The sequence below is a fragment of the Novosphingobium sp. NBM11 genome, assembly GCF_015390225.1.
Taxonomy (GTDB): Bacteria; Pseudomonadota; Alphaproteobacteria; order Sphingomonadales; family Sphingomonadaceae; genus Novosphingobium.
This window is the reverse complement of record NZ_VUOG01000001.1, coordinates 3,967,126-3,985,549: the sequence shown is the minus strand read 5'-3', so window position 1 is coordinate 3,985,549 and position 18,424 is coordinate 3,967,126. Positions and strand designations below refer to the sequence as shown.

Genomic DNA, 18,424 nt, shown 5'->3' with positions numbered 1-18,424 from the left:
GTGTGGCCCCCCTCAGCCGAGCAGTCGTTCGTGGACGACCTTGCCGCCCTGCGTCAGGCGGATGGCATTGCCGATTTCCTCGTCCAGCACCGGCCTGCCCTGCTCCTTGTCCCAGAAGGCGGAGAGGAAGTTGTAGAGGTTGCGGCTGAACAGCGCGGACGCATCGGCCGGCAGGTGCGCGGGCGTGTTGGAATAGCCGACGATCTTCACGCCGTGCTTCTCCACCACCTGATCGGGCACCGATCCTTCCACGTTGCCACCCTGCGCCACGGCCAGGTCGAAGATCACGCTGCCCGGGCGCATCGTTGCGATCTGCGCATCGCTGATCAGGCGCGGCGCGGCGCGGCCAGGGATCAATGCGGTGGTGATGACGATGTCCTGCTTGGCGATATGCGCCGAAACCAGCTCGGCCTGCGCCTTCTGGTATTCCTCGCTCATCTCCGTGGCATAGCCGCCGCTGCCTTCGCCCTCGATCCCGGCCACGCTTTCGACGAAGATCGGCTTGGCGCCCAGCGACTGGATCTGTTCCTTCGTGGCCGAGCGCACGTCGGTCGCCGAAACCTGCGCGCCCAGGCGGCGCGCGGTGGCGATGGCCTGAAGGCCCGCCACGCCCACGCCCATGATGAAGGCCTTGGCCGCGCTTACCGTGCCGGCCGCCGTCATCATCATCGGAAAGGCGCGGCCATAAAGGTCCGCCGCGACGATCACCGCCTTGTAGCCAGCGAGGTTCGACTGGCTGGACAGGATGTCCATCGACTGCGCGCGGGTGATGCGCGGCATGAATTCCATCGCCAGCGCTTCCAGGCCGGCGGCGGCATAGGCGTCCACCCGGTCACGCCGGCCGAAAGGATCAAGCCCGGCGACGATCCACGCCCCGGGCTTCACGCCAGGCAGCAGATCGGCCTCCGGCCCCTGCACGCCCAGCACGATGTCCGCATCCTTTGCCGCGCCTTCGGTCAAAACCTCGGCGCCCGCCGCGCGGTAATCGTCATCGGCGATCGAGGCCGTCGCGCCAGCGTTGCTCTCAACGCTGACCGTGGCGCCGAGGCCGATGAACTTTTTTACCGTTTCCGGCGTTGCCGAAACCCGGCTCTCTCCCGTCGCGCGTTCCCGAAGGACGGCGATCCTTATGGTTTCGCCCACGCGCCGGTTACTGGATCACCACGATAACGAAAGCGACGATCAGCACGATCACCGGCACCGAAATCTTGATGAGGTTGATGAAGCCGGCATAGGTGGCCTCGGCGGCCTTCATGTCGTTCGCGGAAGTCATGATCTACCTCTTTCCCCCGGCGCACCGAAGCGCCTTCGCGGTCTCTCTAACGACACCGTCCGGTTCGCTCAAGAACGAACCGTGTTCTTAGCGCGTCCGCGCCGCTGCGTGACGGTCGCCACGCTTAACAGGGTCTTTACCCGATAGGCGTAACAGAAGCGCGGATCATTGACCGGGAAGACCATGGCAGAGCCCGAAGACCGCCTTTTGATGTTGATCGATGACGAGCCGGCACAGTGCCGGCTGATCACCGCTCTTGCCGCGCGGGAAGGATGGCGCACGATCATCGCGCGCGATTCCGAAACCGCGATCGCTACCCTGGGTACGCGGCAGGGGATGCAGCTTGGCGCGATCATTCTCGACCAGTGGGTGCCCGGCGACGATGCCTGCGCGCTGATCGCCGAACTCAAGGCCCGCCGGCCCGCTCTGCCCATCCTGATGCTCACCACCAGTTCCTCGCCCCTGCTCGCGGTGGAAGCCATGCGCGCGGGCGCCACGGATTATCTCATCAAGCCGGTCGCCCCGGATCGCCTGCTCCAGGCGCTGCGCAGCGCGACCACGCGCGAGGCGCCGGCGGTGGAACTGCAACCGCTGACCGAAAAGATCGGCGCCGCGCTTGATTTCGATTCGATGATCGGGGCCGCGCCCTCGTTCCGCGCCGCGCTCGCCGTGGCGGCCAAGGCCGCGCGGACGCAGGGCACCGTGTTGATCGAGGGCGAGACCGGCAGCGGCAAGGAGATGCTGGTGCGTGCAATGCACGCCGCTTCCCCTCGCGCCAAGACGCCGCTGCGCATCGTCAATGCCGGCGGCATTCCCGGCAACCAGATCGAATCCGTGCTGTTCGGGCATGAAAAGGGCGCTTTCCCCGGCGCGTTCGAACGGCAGGCCGGCGCGCTCCAGCATGCCGACGGCGGAACGCTGGTGATCGACGAGATCGACCGCCTCAATCCGCATGTGCAGGAACGCCTGCTGCAATTCCTCGAACGCGGGGATGTGCAGCCGATCGGCGCGCGCCACCGCTTCCGCGTGGACGTGCGACTGATCGCGTGCAGCAACGGTTCGCTGCGCGAACTGCAGCATGTCGGGCTGTTCCGTCCCGATCTGGTCGACGTGCTCAGCACGGTGCTGGTCAGCCTGCCGCCGTTGCGCGAACGCAGCGGCGACATTCCGGCGCTGACCCGCCATTTCCTCGCCCGGATCGGCGAGCAGCCGGGCCTTCGGCACCTTGGGATCACCGATGGCGCGCTCGCGCTGCTTTCGGCCTATGACTGGCCGGGCAACGTCCGCCAGTTGCAGGCCACGCTGTTCCGCGCCGCCGTGTTCTGCGACAATGAGGCGCTGACCGCGCAGGATTTCCCCAATCTCTCGATGATGGTCGGCGAAGCGCCGCGCCACAACCCGCAGCACAGCGAAGGCGCGGGAGTCATGCTCTACGCTGCCGATGGCAACCTGCGCCCACTGGAAGAAATCGAGGCCGACGTGATCCGTCTCGCCATCGGCCACTATCGCGGCCGCATGAGCGAGGTGGCCCGCCGGCTCGGCATCGGCCGGTCCACGCTCTATCGCAAGCTGTCGGAACTGGGCATCGACAACGCCGCGTAGGGTTGCATGGATGATATCCGCGGGTCTCAATATCCGCTGTTGGAGGGCGCGGGAACGGGCGCGGTTAGCGTACTGTCGCCCAATCCCCAAATCCGCTCATCCTGAGCTTGTCGAAGGATGCGCGATACGGTTCATCTTGAGGCGATTTAGCGCGCGAGGCCGGCACAATGCGCGTCCTTCGACAGGCTCAGGACGAACGGGGTTTCGTATGCCAAAGTCCGCAATCGCGTCGCTTGCGGAATAGCCAATCCGGCGGAAATGGCGGGGAAAGCGGACGTCATCACCGGCACGCTGTTACGGCCATTTGTAAAGATACGCCTTTGGCACTTGCTGGTACGATGTCACCTACTGAACAGCGCACTTCAGAGAGCAGCATAGTCCGCATGCCCGTAAGCCCTGCGGGGTTTTGAAAAGTGATGACAACTTCGCCGGCATGCCATCGAGATACCCGCTGCGAAATGTCAACGATCTTTGCGGAAGTCTGCGTTTGAGGTTGGTCATGGCACGAAGCCAAAAGAGCCAAATATAGTGCATATGGAGCTTTGATCCGCATGGGAACGAGATGAACGATCCTCGCTCGGTCGGCAACCACGTCGTCTCCGGAATGGCCGCTATGGCGAAAAGTCCCGAACATCTGCAGTCCGAACCGACCGTGAATTTGTCCACGCAGCCCGGGAGCGCACAAGGGCGCGTATTCGCGATCAGGGCAGCGGTTCGCCTTCCAGTGTGATCCGGTGCATCTCGCGCCGGTGGCCGTGGTAATCGTTCAGGGCATAGTGCCAGGTGGCGCGGTTGTCCCAGAAGGCCATCGATCCCTCGGCCCAGACGAATTCGGTCGCGAAATCGCCTTCGACGCAGTGCTTGTAGAGTTCGGTCAGCAACTGCTGACCGGCTTCCTCGTCGCGCCCGACGACGCCGATGGTGAAGGCCGGGTTGACATAGATCGCCTTGCGCCCGCTCAAGGGGTGCACCAGCGCGATCGGGTGCGTCACGTCAGCCAGCACGTCCGCCACCGCGGCGTTACCGAAGCGCCCTTCATGCGTATCGGCGTTGCGCAGTTCCTCGCGCACGTTCGTGCCGAAGATGTGCTTCGCGGAGTGAACCGCGCGCACGCCCTCGATCTCGCGCTTCAGGTAGTCCGGCAGCGCGTCATAGGCCGCGTACATCGAGGCGAACAGCGTGTTGCCGCCCGATGGCGGCACTTCGCGCGCCAGCAGGATCGAGCCGAGCGCGGGCACCTCGTCATAACTGTGGTCGGTGTGCCAGCCGCCGCCGATGTTGTCCTTCTGCGCCGCTTCCTTCACCACCAGCGCGATTTCCGGGTACGCCGGATGCGCGGCGAAGAAGCGGTTGATGTTGATCTGGCCCCAGCGCCGGGCGAAGGCGATGTGCTGGTCTTCGGTCAGATCCTGATCGCGGAAGAAAACCACGCCGTGATCGACGAACGCCTCGCGGATCGCGCCGAACTCTTCATCGCTCAGCCGCGCCAGATCGACGCCGGTGATTTCCGCGCCGAAAACGCCCGTCTGCCTGATTTCCATTGCCATGCCTGCTCTCCCGGGACAGCCTTGGCATTCACCATGCCAATTCTTTCCCGGCAGGCAATCGAAATTGCACCCGCTTCCCGCCGGACGATGGGGCCGGCCGGCGGCAAACCGGCGATCAGACCGCCGCGCCGTGGCAGTGCTTGTACTTCTGCCCCGAACCGCAGGGGCACGGCGCGTTGCGGCTGACGCCCTGCCCGGCGAAGGGATCTTCCGTGCCAACCGGAGGCAGCGTGGCGAGGCCCGCTTCCGCCCCGCCCAGCGCGCCCAGCATCGCAGCGGCGCCCGGCACCTGCACCGCGTCATTCTCGCCGGTGAACGGATCGATGTGGCTGGTCAGGAAATCGGGCAGTTCGGGAAGCTGGAAATCATCCGCCGGCCGCATGCGGATTTCGCTGGTCATCAGGATGCGCGTCACGTCCTCGCGGATCGCGTCCAGCATCTTCTCGAACAGGCCGAAGGCTTCCTGCTTGTATTCGTTGATCGGCGTCTTCTGCGCATAGGCGCGCAGGAACACTACCTGCCGCAGCGCGTCCAGCGTGGCGAGGTGTTCCTTCCAGTGGTGATCGAGCCGTTCGAGCAGGATCGACTTTTCAAGCCCGCGCCACGAAGCCTCGTCCAGCGCGTCGACCTTGCCCGCCATGTGCGCGTCGGCCAGTTCGGTCAGGCGTTCCTCGATGATCTCGGGCTCGACCGCCTCTTCCTCCATCCACTGCTCCAGCGGCGCTTCCAGGCCCAGGGTATCGGCCACGCGCTGGCGCAGGCCGTCCACGTCCCACTGTTCCGGATAGGAGCCCGGCGGGCAGGCGTCGGCCACCAGCGCGTTGATCGTGTCGTGGCGCATGTCCACCACCACTTCGCCGATCGCGTCGGCGTCCATGATGTCGGCGCGCTGTTCGTAGATCACCTTGCGCTGGTCGTTCATCACGTCGTCGTATTCGACGACCTGCTTGCGGATGTCGTAGTTCCGCGCCTCGACCTTCTTCTGCGCGGTCTCGATCGCCTTGGACAACCAGCGCGAACCGATCGCCTCGCCATCGGCAAGGTTGGAGTTCATCATTCGGGCGAACAGCGTGTCCGGCCCAAAGATGCGCAGCAGGTCGTCCTCCAGGCACAAGTAGAACTTGCTGAGGCCCGGGTCGCCCTGACGGCCCGAACGGCCGCGCAACTGGTTGTCGATGCGGCGGCTTTCGTGCCGTTCGGTGCCGATCACGCACAGGCCGCCGGCTTCGAGGACCTTCTGCTTTTCGGCGGCCACCTCGGCGCGGATGCGTTCGATCGCGGCATCGCGTTCGGGGCCATCGGCCACGTCGCGCAGTTCATCCGCGATGCGGAACTCGATGTTGCCGCCCAGCTGGATGTCGGTGCCGCGCCCGGCCATGTTGGTGGCGATCGTCACCGCGCCAAGGCGGCCGGCCTGCGCCACGATATGCGCTTCCATCTCGTGGAAGCGGGCGTTGAGCACGCTGTGCTTCACGCCTTCCTTGGTCAGGAAGTCCGAAAGCAGTTCCGATTTCTCGATAGAGACGGTGCCGACAAGCACCGGCTGCCCGATCTCGTAGCGCTCGCGGATCAGCTTCGCGATGGCACCGAACTTGTCCAACGTGTTCTTGTAGAACTCGTCCTCCTCGTCCACGCGCATGACGGGCACGTTGGTGGGGATCGAGACGACGTTCATCTTGTAGATGTCGAAGAATTCCGGGGCTTCGGTGGCGGCGGTGCCGGTCATGCCCGAAATCTTGGGGTACATGCGGAAGTAGTTCTGGAAGGTGATCGAGGCCATCGTCTGGTTTTCCGGCTCGATCCGCACGCCTTCCTTGGCCTCCACCGCCTGGTGCAGCCCGTTCGACCAGCGGCGGCCGTCCATCATGCGGCCGGTGAACTCGTCGATGATGACGACCTTGTCGTCCTTCACGATGTAGTCGATGTCCCGCTTGAACATGACGTTGGCCTTCAGCGCCTGGTCGAGATGGTGGACGACCATCGTGTTCTCGACGTCATAGAGGTTCGAGCCGACCAGCAGCCCGGCTTCCTCCAGCTTGCGCTCGATCCATTCCACGCCTTCTTCGGTCAGCGTGATGTTCTTGGTCTTCTCGTCGGCTTCGTAAAGCTCGGGCGCAACCTGCTTCACCACGGCATCGACCGAGATATAGAGGTCGCTCTTGTCGTCGGTCGGACCGGAGATGATCAGCGGGGTGCGCGCCTCGTCGATCAGGATCGAGTCCACTTCGTCGACGATCGCGTAGTTGAACGGGCGGTGCACCATCTGCGACCGCTCGTGCTTCATGTTGTCGCGCAGGTAGTCGAAGCCCAGCTCGTTGTTGGTCGCGTAGGTGATGTCGGCGTTATAGGCCGCGCGGCGCTCCTCCTCGTTGAGGTTCGGCACGATCACGCCCACGGTCAGGCCCAGGAACGTGTAGAGCACGCCCATCGTCTCGGCGTCGCGCCTGGCGAGGTAGTCGTTGACGGTCACGACGTGAACGCCCTTGCCTTCCAGCGCGTTGAGGTACACCGCCAGCGTCGCCACCAGCGTCTTGCCCTCGCCGGTGCGCATTTCCGCGATCTCGCCTCGGTGCAGCACGATGCCGCCGATCATCTGCACGTCGAAATGGCGCAGGCCCAGCGTGCGGATCGACGCCTCGCGCACGGTGGCGAAGGCTTCGGGCAGGATGTCGTCGAGCGATTGCCCCTGATCGAGCTGTTCGCGGAACTTGGCGGTCTGCGCCTTAAGTTCCGCGTCGCTCATCGCCTGAACCTGCGGTTCGAACGCGGCGATCTTGCGCACGATCTTGTCGAGCGACTTCACGTAACGGTCGTTGGACGAGCCGAAAATGGCCTTGGCGAGCGAGCCGAGCATGGAAATATCCTGAATTTGGAGAGATGTACTGGCCGCGCGCATCGCTGTGGCGTGCTGGCGCGGCGTCTGGTCGGGGAAAGCGGGTCCGAAAACGCGCGGCTTATTCGCGCCCGCGATCCGAAAGCAGGATGCCGCAGGTCCGCGCCAGCGCCACCGTGGGCAGCCGCAGCATCTTGCGCTGCACCGTCGAACGTTTGCGCGGGGCTTCCCCGCCCTGCCCGGCGCAGCTTTGCGCACGCGGCGCGGCGGGCGTGGCGACAGCCACCGAAACGCCCGAATCCGCCACTTCCATCCGCGACGTCGCCAATGCGACATCGGGGAAGGACAGCCCCGTCAACAGGGCAAGAAGGGCGAGCAACAGGCGCATGTGCGAAGTCAGATAGTATCTCGCGCGCGATCCGTCCATGCCGAACCGCCGCGAAATGCCTCCAGGGTGAATCTCAGTTGCAAGTGGCGCTGGCGATCACCCGCAGCGCGGCCGCCGGATCGCCATCAGCCAGCACCCGACAATCGCGCGACCACATCCACGGGCCGGCCCGCGGCACGATCAGCACGGGCTGCGTCTGTTCGGGCAAGACCCAGCGAATCTTGTTGCGGTAGTGACCCGCTTCCGCCTTGCCCCCGGCGTCGGTCGCGGGATTGAACCGCGCCCGCGTGGAAACCAGGCGGCAGGTGGCTTCGTCCAGCGCGGCGGAGCCGCTGCCCGTCGTGACCGTGCAGCCCGTCGGCACGCCGTCCGCGCCAACCGTCACATCGAACGCCACCGCGCCTTCCGCGCCAGCGGCGAGCGCGTCCTTCGGATAGTCGTCCGCCCCGATCCAGGTGCCGGGGTTGTTGCTCGGCGTGGGTCCCTTGGGAGCGGCGGCCTGCGCGGTGCTCACGCAGGCAAGGCCCACGCAAGTAAGGGAGGTCATGGCGGTCAGCAGCAGGGTCTTGATACGCATGGCCGCCTCCGTGCCCGGAATTTTCCTTCGGGTAAAGCGTCAAAGCGGTCATCGGCATCGGGCATCGAAAACACGCGCCGGCGGCTTGCGATCAGCGTGGCCGGGGGCTAACCGCTTGGCCCATGTCCGACGCCATCTCTCCGCTCGCCACGCCTTTTCCCGCCCTTCCGTCCATCGCCGGGGTGACGCCGCGCATCGCCCGCGCCGGCTACAAGGACTGGGGCCGATGCGATCTGACCTATGTCGAACTGGCCGAGGGCACCTCGATAGCGGGCGTGTTCACCCGCAACGTCTGCTGCTCCTCGGAAGTCGAGCTTGGCCGCGCCAATATCGCGCAGGGCCTGGGCCGCGCGCTGGTGGTCAACGCCGGCAATTCCAACGCCTTTACCGGCTATCGCGGGCGCGAGGCGGTGGAACAGATCATGGCCCAAGTCGCCGACCATCTCGGCTGCGCGAAGGAGCAGGTGTTCGTGTCCTCGACCGGGGTGATCGGCGTGCCGCTGCCCAAGGACAAGGCGCGCGCCGGCGTCGAGGCCGCGCTCACCGCACCCGAATGTTCGTGGGAGGACGCCGCGCGCACCATCGGCACGACCGATACGTTCGCCAAGGGCGCCACTGCCACGGCTATGGTGGGCGACATCAAGGTCACGCTGAGCGCCATCATCAAGGGTTCGGGCATGATCGCGCCCGACATGGCGACGATGCTGGGCTATGTCTTCACCGATGCGGCGATAGAGCCGGCCTTCCTTCAGGAACTCCTTTCGGCGGCGAACCGCAGGACGTTTTCCTGCATCACCGTGGACAGCGATACCTCCACCAGCGATACCGTGCTGGCTTTCGCCACCGGCAAGGCGGGCAACGCGCCGCTGGCCTCGTTCGACAGCGCCGGCGCCGATGCCTTCGCCGCCGCGCTGGAGGACGTGTGCCGCCAACTGGCGCATCTCGTCGTCAGGGACGGCGAAGGCGCGCAGAAGTTCATCACCGTCCACGTCACCGGGGCGGTCAGCGACGAAAGCGCGCACCGCGTGGGTCTGGCCATCGCCAATTCGCCGCTGGTCAAGACCGCCATCGCCGGCGAGGACGCTAACTGGGGCCGCGTGGTCATGGCCGTGGGCAAGGCCGGCGAACCGGCCGACCGCGACCGGCTGTCGATCGGCTTCGGCGGCACCTGGGCGGCGAAGGAAGGCCAGCCGCTCGCCGATTACGACGAAGGCCCGGTCGCCGCGCATCTCAGGGGCCGCGAGATATGCATCGAGGTCGATCTCGGCCTGGGTGATGGCAGCGCAACGGTTTGGACCTGCGATCTCACGCACGGCTACATCTCGATCAACGCCGATTACCGGAGCTGACCCGCGATGCTCACGATCTGGGGACGGCTCAATTCGCACAACGTCAAGAAAGTGGCGTGGGCCGCGATCGAGATGGACCTGCCGCACCGCCGGATCGACATGGGCGGCCCGTTCGGCTTCACGCCGGAATACCTGGCCAAGAACCCCAACCGCATGATCCCGACGATCGAGGACGGCGATCTGGTGCTGTGGGAATCGAACGCGATCCTGCGCTATCTGGCGGATCGTCACGCCCCGTCGCTGCGCGCTGACGATCCCGCCATCCGCGCAATGGGCGACAAGTGGATGGACTGGCAGTTCCATTTCGCCGACGCGCAGCGCGATGCGTTCCTGGGGTGCGTGCGCCAAGGCAAGGACGCCAGCGATCCCGCGGTCGCCCGCTCGGCCGAAGCCTCGGGCGCGATGATGCGCATCCTCGACGCCGAACTCGCCACACGCCCATGGCTGTCGGGTGACCGCTTCGGCATCGCCGACATCCCGATGGGCGTCTATGCCCACACCTTCTACAGCATCGCGGTACCGCGCCCCGATGTGCCGCACGTGGCCGAATGGTACGCCCGGCTGCGCGAACGTCCCGGCTATGCCAGCCAGGTCATGATCCCGCTGACATGAGCGGGGACGGGAGCGGCGACTGGACCGGCGGCTGCCTGTGCGGCACGGTGCGCTACCGGCTGGCCAGCGCGCCGACCGACGCCGGCTGGTGCCATTGCCGCACCTGCCAGCTCAATTCCGGCAGCCCGGCCATGGCCTTCGCTTCCGTCCCGGCCGATGCCTTCGTGGTCGAACAGGGCCTTGCGTCCATCGGGCGGGTATCTTCCAGCGAAAGCGGCGAACGCTGGTTCTGCCGCGCCTGCGGAACGCCGCTGCTGATGCGCGACACGTCCGCCCCCGCGACCTTCGATTTCAGCCTTGCCACGCTCGATCATCCCGAACGCGTCACGCCGGGCTTCCATATGTTCTACGCCAGCCGCATCCCCTGGGCGGAGCCGGCCGACGATCTTCCCCGTTACCCGCGTTCGCGCGCCGAAGGACTTTCATGACGGAATCCGCTCTCGACACCGCCGTCGCCGCGCTGATGCGCGATACCGCCCAACGCACGCTGCTGCGGCACTATCGCCAGCTTGCCGATCACCAGATCGTGGCCAAGGCGGCGGACGATGTCGTGACCATCGCCGATACCGAAAGCGAGGCGCTGCTGATCGAAGGGCTGGCGAAGATCCTGCCCGAAGCCGCGATCGTGGGCGAAGAGGGCAGCCATGCCGATCCGGCGCTGATGGACCGGCTGGGCGACAGCCTGTGCTGGGTGATCGACCCGCTCGACGGCACCAACAATTTCGCAGCCGGCAAGCCTCCGTTCGCGATCCTGATCGCGTTGGCGGAAAAGGGCGAGACCGTGGCGGGCTGGATCTACGATCCGCTGATCGACCGGCTGTGCATCGCCCATCGCGGCAAGGGTGCGTGGGTGAACGGCGAGCGCGTGATGGCGCAGGCGACCGGGCAGGAACCGCCGGTCGCCGCGATCTCGCTGGTGTTCGTGGACAAAAACAAGCGCGAGGCGATGCGCCAGCATATCGCACCACACTATACGCTGGTGGACATCCCGCGCTGCGCGGCCGAGCAGTATCCGCGCATCGTGCTGGGCGTGAACGACCTGTCGATCTTCGAACGCACGCTGGCGTGGGACCATGCGGCGGGCGTGCTGTTCGTCAACGAAGCCGGCGGCAAGGCCGCGCGGCCCGATGGTTCGCCCTACCTGCTGGACCGGCATCTGGAGCCGGGCCTGATCGCGGCGGCAACGCCTGCTCTGTGGGATGCCATGGCGGAGCGCCTGAACGCCCTGCCCGCCGAGTGAACCCCGACGTACCCCGCCCCGTCATTGCGAGCGTGAGCGAAGCAATCCAGAGTCCGGCGTGCCGCTCTGGATTGCCGCGGGGCCTCGCCCCTCGCAATGACGATTCAGGGCACTTTCGTCGGGTTTAGAGAACGCTTTCGATCCAGCCCTTCAGCTGGCTCTTGGGCGCGGCACCCAGCTTCTGCGCCACCGGCTTGCCACCCTTGAACAGAACCAGCAGCGGGATCGACTGCACGCCGATTTCGCCCGGAATGCCGGTGTTTTCCATGATGTCCATCTTGGCGATGGTTAGCTTGTCGCCCAGTTCCTCGGCGATCTCTTCCAGCGCCGGCGCGATCATCTTGCACGGGCCGCACCAGTCGGCCCAGAAATCGACCAGCACGGGCTTGTCGGATTCGAGAACGTCGGCGGCGAAGCTGGCGTCGGTGACGGCTTTGGTGGACATCGGTAACTCCTTCTGGTCTTGGCCGCCAATCTAGGCGGTCCCTGTCTAGAAACAACAGATCACGCGGAAAAGGATTCCTGCGCGGAGGAAAGGTCCAGCTTCTGCGCCGCCAGCAGCGCCTCCGGCAAGGCGAACAGTTGCGGCGTGTGGGTATAGAGCAGCGCGGCTTCCACGCGGCGGCCGGGATGGATCACCTTCAGCGCCGCGACATAGGCCGCCATCTGGCGCAGATAGGCCGCCGGAATCTCCTCGATTCGCGCGGGCGGTCGGCGCGCCGTCTTGAAATCGACGATGCGGATCAGGTCCGGGCGGACGATCAGCCGGTCGATCGTGCCCGTCACCACGCGCCCTTCGACGACCGCCGCCAGTGGCACTTCGGCCAGCGAATCCGGCCCGAACACGTCCTGCCAGTCCGGGTGATCGAGCACGGTCAGCGCCGCCTGCGCCATCGCCGCATGGTCTTCGGGCAGGAACTCCCCGCCCGCGCGCGCCAGCCAGTTCAGCGCGGCATCGCGGCGGCGCTCGCGCGGCAGTTCGGGCAGGCGCTCGATCAGCTTGTGAACCAGCGTGCCCCGCCGCGCCGCCAGCAGCGCGCCCGGCCCCGGCCGGATCGGCGGATCGGGCGCGTCGTCCTCGCCCATGGCCGATGGTGCGAGGGGGCGCGGCGGACGCGGTTCGGGACCGATCGGCTGAAGCAGCTCGGCGGGTAGCACCTCGCGCGGCGCGACGACCGCTGGCGTGGCACCGGCGGACGGCGCAGGCGCAGGCGCCGGTGCGCCCAGTTGCCGGCGCCCTTCCCACAGCGGGTCCGCAATCCATTCGTCGGTGCCGAACAACGGCTCGAGCATCGCGTACCAGCTTTCCGGCGGAATTTCCTTGCGCCGCCCGCCCAGCGATCCGGTGACGAACAGCGCCTCCTCCGCGCGGGTCATCGCCACGTAGAGCAGGCGCCAGTGCTCCTCGCGCTCCTCGCGCGCGGCCTGTGCCTCGGCCTCGCGCACAGGCCCGGCCTTTTCCTCCTTGCGCAGCGGCGGCAGCGGCACCTTGCGGGTTTCGCCCAGCACGCTTTCGGTCACCTCCAGCCCGCGCACGGGCGAGGCATCGGGATCGTCGGCGGCATCGGCCAGAATTACGATCGGCGCCTGCAAGCCCTTGGAGCCGTGCACAGTCATCACCCGCACCAGTCCTTCGTTCTTGCCCGCCTCGCGCTTCAGCTCGCCCTCGCCCGCGTCGAACCACTGGAGGAAGCCGGTCAGGCTCGGCACGTTGCCGACGGCATAGGCCATCGCGGCGTTGAGCAATTCGTCGATGGGATCATTGGCTTCCCGGCCCAGCCGCGCCACCAGCTCGCGCCGCCCCTGCCATGGCCCCAGCAACAGCCAGTGCAGCATCGCCTGCGGCGTTTCGTAGTCCGCCCGCGCCAGCAGCGCGCGCAACCGCTCCATCGTGGCGTGCGTCTTCGGCCCCTCGCTGGCGCGCAGGTGGTCCCACAGCCGCGTGCCTGCCCCGCGATAACCATGTTCGAGCAACTCTTCCTGTGTCCACCCGATCAGCGGGGACACGAGCAGGCCGGCAAGGCTCAAATCGTCCCACGGCTGCGCGGCGAAGCGCAGCGCGGCGACGAGGTCCTTCACCGCCAGCGGCGCGCCCAGCCGCAGCCGGTCCACGCCCGCCACCGGCACGCCCTGCGCATGGAGCCGCGCCACGATCAGCCCGGCCAGTTCCTTGCGCTTGCGCACCAGCACCATGATGTCGCCCGCGTTGGCGAAGCGCGGCGTGCCCTTGGCCAGCGGGAAGCCGTTTTCCAGCCACGCCCTGATCTGCCGCGCGAGCCGGTCCGCCAGATCGCGGTCGGGGCGCGAGAGCCAGCCTTCCGCGCCCTCCTCCCCGGCTTCGGGCGCGTCCTCGTCCTCGCCATCGGCCGCCATCCCGACCGGCCGCCATAGCGTGACCAATCCCGGCCGTTCCTCGCCCACATGCGGTTCGGGCGGTTCGGCAAGCCCGAAGCGGTCCGGCCCGATATGCGCGATCGCCCGGTCGACGAACGACAACACCGATTGCGAGGTGCGGTAGGACCGCCCCAGCCCCAGCCCCAACAGCGTCCGTGAACGGTCGTCGAGCACGTCCGCCACATCGCGCAGCTGGCGTTCCACCCGCGCCTTGGCCGCCGCGAAGTTCTCCGGGCTGGTGCCCTGGAAACGGAAGATCGCCTGCTTGTAATCGCCCACCACGAACAGCGTGCGCAGCGCGTCGCCGTGCAGGCCCTCGCCGGCGAAGAAGTCCGCCACCAGCCCGTCCAGCACGATGCGCCACTGCGCCGCGTTGGTGTCCTGCGCCTCGTCGACAAGGATATGATCGAACCGTCGGTCGAGCTTGAAGCGGATCCACTCCGCGCTCGCCTTCTCGGTCAGCAGCGCGGCGGCGGTGCGGATCTGGTCGTCGAAATCGATGAAGCCTTCGCGCGTCTTGGCCTCGTCCCACGCCAGGGCGAAGCGGCGGCCCAGCGTCAGCGCCGGATCGAGCATCGCCGCCAGCGCCACCAGCGCGCGCCGTTCGCGCACCGCTTCGAGGCAGCCGATCACGCGCGCGGCATATTCGGGATAGTCCGGCGCTTTCTTGGCGATGTTGGTGGTCGAGCGAGGCTGCCCCGCCTTGGTCAGGAACTGGTCGGCCAGCAGGTCCAGCGCGTCCAACCGCCGTTCGGGCGGCAGCGCAATCCAGTCGCCCAAGGCATTGGCGGTCTCGATCCCGCTCTTCGTGCCCCATTCCGCGTTGGCTTCCAGGCATCGCCGTACCGATCGCACATCGAAGGCATCGTCTGCGCACAGCGCGGCAAGGTCCGTTCCGTCCTCGTCCGCGTCCAGCCCCAGCGCTCGGTTGATGCGCGGGCGCAGCGGCGGCTGCCACGCACCGTGTCCGATCCATAGGTCACGCGCGCCGGCGCAGCGCAGCAGGAACGCCTCGACCTGATCCTGCGCCATCCGCAAGCTGAGGTCGGAAAGCGCATCGAGCAGCGCTTCGTCGCCCTGTTCCTCCGCGCTCACCAGCAGGTCGGCCAGCACCTGTCGCACCAGCAGCGCGCGGTCGCGGTCCTCCATCGCGCGGGTGCCGGGCATCAGCTCCGCTTCCACCGGGAAGGCCGAGAGCAGCCACTGGCAGAAGGCGTGGATCGTCTCGATCCGCAGGCCACCGCCGGGGCAATCGAGCACCGCCGCGAACCGGCTGCGCGCGCGCGCCAGCGCTTCGGGGCCATAGTCCGCACCGATCGCGATCAACTGTTCGGCCAACGCGGTTTCGGGCAGGCGCACCCAGCTGGCCAGCACCTCGTTGACGCGCGTCGCCATTTCGGCCGCGCCGGCCTTGGTGAAGGTCAGGCACAGCAGATGCTCCGGCTCGACGCCGGGTTGCAACAACAGGCGCAACACGCGCGCGGACAGCACTTGCGTCTTGCCCGTGCCCGCCGACGCGCTGAGCCACACGGTGCGGCGCGGATCGACCGCACGCGCCTGGTTGTCCTTCAGCGGATAGACGCGGCTTGGCTGCTCCCCGCTCATGGCCTGTCCCCGGCGCGGCCGCGGCCCTGCCATTCGTCCAGCCGCATCAACTGGTCATAGTCCGAATAGCCCGGCAGATCGGGATTGAGCCGCGCCGTGAACGGATCGCTGCCCATTATCCACCGCGCGATCGCCTCTTCCAGATAGTCGCGCGTGCGGTCGAGGAATTCCTCGCGCGGAATGCCGGACTTGCGGCGGCCTTCGAGCACGGGCTCCTCCATGAAGCCGAAATCGCGCTCCCGGTTGCGCGCCAGCGACCAGTATTCGAACCGTGTCGGCTTCCCGCTCACGCCCTTGATCCCGCCGCCCTGCGCGATCAGGCCGACAAGGCCGAGCTGGAGCGCGAAGCCTTCCTCCACCATCCGCGCCGATGGCGGCGTGCCGGTCTTGTAGTCGACCACCGCCAGCGTGCCGTCGGGCAGTTGGTCGATCCGGTCGGCGCGGCCATGGATGCGCACGCCGTCCACGGTGATCTCGCCCTTTTCCTCCCAGGCAAGGACTTCGCGCCCCTCGCCCAGCAGACGTTCCTGCTCCACTTCGATCCAGCCCAGCCCCGCCAGCAGGCGCGGCCGCCACAGCCCGCGCATGAACGGATGCGCGCTCATCTCCGCCAGCGCGCGTTCGGCCAGCGGGATCAGCTCGCCCGGCCGCGCGCCGGCATCGTGCCATGCTTCCAGAATCGCGTGGACCGCCGTGCCGCGCCACGCCGGCGTCGGATCAGCATCGATCGGATCGAGCGCGCGCAGGCCCAGGATGGCGGAGGCGTAGAACTGGTAGGGATCGCCGCGCAGCCGGTCGAGCGCGGTGACCGCGATCGGCACCCGGCGCTGTTCGGCCGATGGCATCGGTTCTGGGCGGGGATAGGGCGGCGCGGGCGGCGCATCGTCCAGCGCGCGGGCAAAGCGCACCGCGCCGTGCTCGTGCCGCAGCTCCTTGCCCAGCATGGCGCGGATGCGCATCAGGAAGCGCGAAGGGATCGCCGGTCCGGAGGCATCGCGCTGCGCATGGCTCAGCACCACTTCGGGTGCCCCCAGCGCGGCGGCCAGATCGTGCGCGGCCAGGCCGATGCGGAAATCCGCGCCGGGGATGCCCAGCATCCGCAGCACCGGCGGCGCCAGCAGGGGATCGGGCGCGGGCGCACCGGGCCAGGTGCCCTCGGTCAACCCGGCGCAGATGACCAGGTCCGCCCGGCTCATCCGCGCTTCGAGCAGGCCGTAGATCGCCAGGCGCGGATGCCCGCCATAGGGCGGGCGCACCGCCACCTCGTCCAGCGCGTCGCGCAGCAGCACGGGCAGGTCGGCGGGATCGGTCTCCAGCACCACCTCGCCGGCCGCATCGCTCCATTGCTGCACGAACTGCGACAGGCTGCGCCCGTCGGGCTGCGCCCAGATGCCTTCGCCGCACAGCGCCTCCGCGGTTTCGGCCAACAGCGCCAGCGCCGCGCCCAGCGGCAGGGCGCCATCGAACAGCAGCAGCGGGCCCAGCAGCGCCTCCGCCTCATCCCACCAGTCGAACAGGCCCGGATAGCGCCGGTCCTGCTCCTTAACCGCCGCGCGCACGGCTTCGAGTCCCGGCCCGGGGCGCGGCCCGCGCAGCACGAGATCGAGCTGGCGCACCCGTTCCAGCCATGCCGCGCGCGCCTCTCCCGCCATGACCAGCGGGTGCGCCAGCAGCGCCAGCAGCGATACCGGCGCGGCCCGCTCCGCCATGACCTCGGAGATCTGCAGGAACAGCCGCCCCGCCGGGGTCTGCGGCAGGGGGCGGCCGGCGGAATCGTCCGCCGCGATGTTCCAGCGCGCCAGATGCGCGACCACGCGCACCGCCAGCGCCCGGTCCGGCGTCACCAGCGCCACGCGCCGTTCCGGTTCGGCGAGCGCCTGCCGGATCAGCACCGCCACCGCCTGCGCCTCTTCCTCGGTATGCGCGGTCTCCATCGTGCGCACGCCCGAAAGCCGCCGCCGTTCCGGGGGCAAGCTCACCCCACACCGTGCTGGCTTCGGGCGGCAGGAACAGGTTGGAAATCGCCCTGCTGCGTTCGGGCGGGGCCGCGGCCAGCCCGGCGCGGTGCCAGGGCTGCACTTCGCCGCGCGCCACGCCCATGCGGTTGAGCAACAGCTTGAGGTGGTACTGCGGGTGCGTCACCACATCGCCCCGCGCGAACGGCGGGCCGCCCGGTTCCTCCGGCATCCCCGCCGCGCCCAGCGCGTCCCACACCGGTTCCTCCAGCGCCAGATCGAGATCGGGCAGGATCACGCCGCCGTCCGGCAGATCGGCCACGGTGCGCAACAGCCGAGCGATGGCGGGCGCGGCCGAGGTGACCCCGGCGGCGATCACCGGATGCGCCGGCGGATGGTCCCGCCATGCCCGCGCCGCGTGATCGAGCAGGCGGTTGCGCCGTTCGGGCGCGTCGATCTCGCCCCGCGCCTCCTGTTCGGCGCGCCAGCGGAACAGCACTTTCGCGAACAGCCGCGTGCTGTCCGTCCAGTGCTGGGAAAGATCGCCCACCGCGCCGATCACCGCTTCGTCCAGCAGCTTTTCGGGCGCGACATCCTCCACCGCCATCCGGTCCATGCTGCGCACAATCGACCGCGCCTGCCGCAGCAGGCCGGCCTCGCCCAGATTGCCCGTCTCCGGTTCGGCGCGCAGCATTTCCGCGATGCGCAGCAGGCGGAACACCGGATCGCTCGCCGGCGGCACTGTCGCGCCCGGCCCCAGCGGATCGAGCAGCGGCCCCAGCGTCTCGTCCAGATCGAGATCGCCCACCACCGCCATGCGCGGCAGCAGCAGCCCGCCATCCCCGCTGGCGCGCACGAAAGCTTCGGTCACCGTGCGTACGGCGCGGCGGCTCGGCAGCAGCAGCAACAGCCGGGCCAGCCCGAAGCCGTCCTCGCGATAGCGCGGGATCAGTCCGGCGACGAGCGCGTCGGCGAAGCCCCGGTGCGCCGCGATCGACCAGACTTTCGGCCCCGTTCGCGGCGTTCTGTCGCTCATTGGCTCTCGCTCA

13 protein-coding genes and 1 pseudogene are annotated in these 18,424 nt (G+C 67.8%); 5 read left to right on the top strand and 9 right to left on the bottom strand.

The genetic code is table 11. From position 1 onward, the window contains the following. Positions 1–12: 12 nt before the first annotated feature. Both F1640_RS19280 and F1640_RS19275 read right to left on the bottom strand, forming a co-directional pair. The gene (locus F1640_RS19280; protein WP_194921560.1) at positions 13–1,131 is read right to left on the bottom strand and encodes an NAD(P) transhydrogenase subunit alpha; all 1,119 of its coding nucleotides are present in this window, start codon (positions 1,129–1,131) and stop codon (positions 13–15) included. A gap of 19 nt (positions 1,132–1,150) precedes the next feature. Next, on the bottom strand, positions 1,151–1,273 hold the full coding sequence (locus tag F1640_RS19275; protein ID WP_124807439.1) for an aa3-type cytochrome c oxidase subunit IV: 123 nt from the start codon (positions 1,271–1,273) through the stop codon (positions 1,151–1,153). Between the two features lie 183 nt (positions 1,274–1,456). Here F1640_RS19275 and F1640_RS19270 point away from each other — a divergent pair, with 183 nt between their 5' ends. After that, entirely contained in the window at positions 1,457–2,875 is a 1,419-nt protein-coding gene (locus tag F1640_RS19270) for a sigma-54 dependent transcriptional regulator (RefSeq protein WP_124807440.1), read from the top strand. Between the two features lie 701 nt (positions 2,876–3,576). Here the strand turns inward: F1640_RS19270 and F1640_RS19265 are convergent. The 4 genes from F1640_RS19265 to F1640_RS19250 all read right to left on the bottom strand — a co-directional run bounded on the left by F1640_RS19265 (position 3,577) and on the right by F1640_RS19250 (position 8,220). After that, a complete protein-coding gene (locus F1640_RS19265; RefSeq protein WP_206694720.1) occupies positions 3,577–4,422 on the bottom strand; it encodes a TauD/TfdA family dioxygenase in 846 nt (281 codons plus the stop codon). Positions 4,423–4,537: 115 nt separating this feature from the next. Next, positions 4,538–7,276, bottom strand: coding sequence for a preprotein translocase subunit SecA (gene secA / locus F1640_RS19260; RefSeq protein WP_125955435.1), 2,739 nt, complete (start codon positions 7,274–7,276; stop codon positions 4,538–4,540). A 100-nt stretch (positions 7,277–7,376) separates the two neighbouring features. Further along, a complete protein-coding gene (locus tag F1640_RS19255; protein ID WP_194920801.1) occupies positions 7,377–7,682 on the bottom strand; it encodes a hypothetical protein in 306 nt (101 codons plus the stop codon). A 34-nt stretch (positions 7,683–7,716) separates the two neighbouring features. After that, positions 7,717–8,220: an energy transducer TonB gene (locus F1640_RS19250; protein ID WP_194920800.1), complete on the bottom strand. Its 504-nt coding sequence runs from the start codon at positions 8,218–8,220 to the stop codon at positions 7,717–7,719. Between the two features lie 122 nt (positions 8,221–8,342). On the opposite strand from F1640_RS19250, the gene argJ reads away from it, so the two are divergent. Genes argJ through F1640_RS19230 form a run of 4 tightly spaced genes read left to right on the top strand, consistent with a single transcriptional unit; the run spans position 8,343 to position 11,421 of the window. Continuing rightward, on the top strand, positions 8,343–9,569 hold the full coding sequence (gene argJ, locus F1640_RS19245; RefSeq protein ID WP_194920798.1) for a bifunctional glutamate N-acetyltransferase/amino-acid acetyltransferase ArgJ: 1,227 nt from the start codon (positions 8,343–8,345) through the stop codon (positions 9,567–9,569). A 6-nt stretch (positions 9,570–9,575) separates the two neighbouring features. Beyond that, positions 9,576–10,181 (top strand): glutathione S-transferase family protein, encoded by a 606-nt coding sequence (locus F1640_RS19240; protein ID WP_194920797.1) that lies wholly within the window; start codon positions 9,576–9,578, stop codon positions 10,179–10,181. Beyond that, positions 10,178–10,609 carry a GFA family protein gene (locus F1640_RS19235; protein ID WP_194920796.1) on the top strand — a complete coding sequence of 144 codons (432 nt, stop codon included), beginning with the start codon at positions 10,178–10,180 and terminating at the stop codon, positions 10,607–10,609. Before F1640_RS19240 ends, F1640_RS19235 begins: the two co-directional genes overlap by 4 nt. Beyond that, positions 10,606–11,421, top strand: coding sequence for an inositol monophosphatase family protein (locus tag F1640_RS19230; protein WP_194920795.1), 816 nt, complete (start codon positions 10,606–10,608; stop codon positions 11,419–11,421). The genes F1640_RS19235 and F1640_RS19230 overlap by 4 nt, the downstream gene beginning before the upstream one ends. Positions 11,422–11,545: 124 nt before the next feature. On the opposite strand, the gene trxA is transcribed toward F1640_RS19230, so the two are convergent. From trxA to F1640_RS19215, 3 genes and pseudogenes are all read right to left on the bottom strand, one after another. Further along, entirely contained in the window at positions 11,546–11,866 is a 321-nt protein-coding gene (gene trxA, locus F1640_RS19225; RefSeq protein ID WP_194920794.1) for a thioredoxin, read from the bottom strand. Positions 11,867–11,925: 59 nt separating this feature from the next. After that, positions 11,926–15,420, bottom strand: coding sequence for a double-strand break repair helicase AddA (addA, locus tag F1640_RS19220; RefSeq protein WP_194920793.1), 3,495 nt, complete (start codon positions 15,418–15,420; stop codon positions 11,926–11,928). After that, a pseudogene (locus F1640_RS19215) lies at positions 15,417–18,411 on the bottom strand (PD-(D/E)XK nuclease family protein). The gene addA and the pseudogene F1640_RS19215 overlap by 4 nt, the downstream one beginning before the upstream one ends. Between the last annotated feature and the right edge of the window lie 13 nt (positions 18,412–18,424).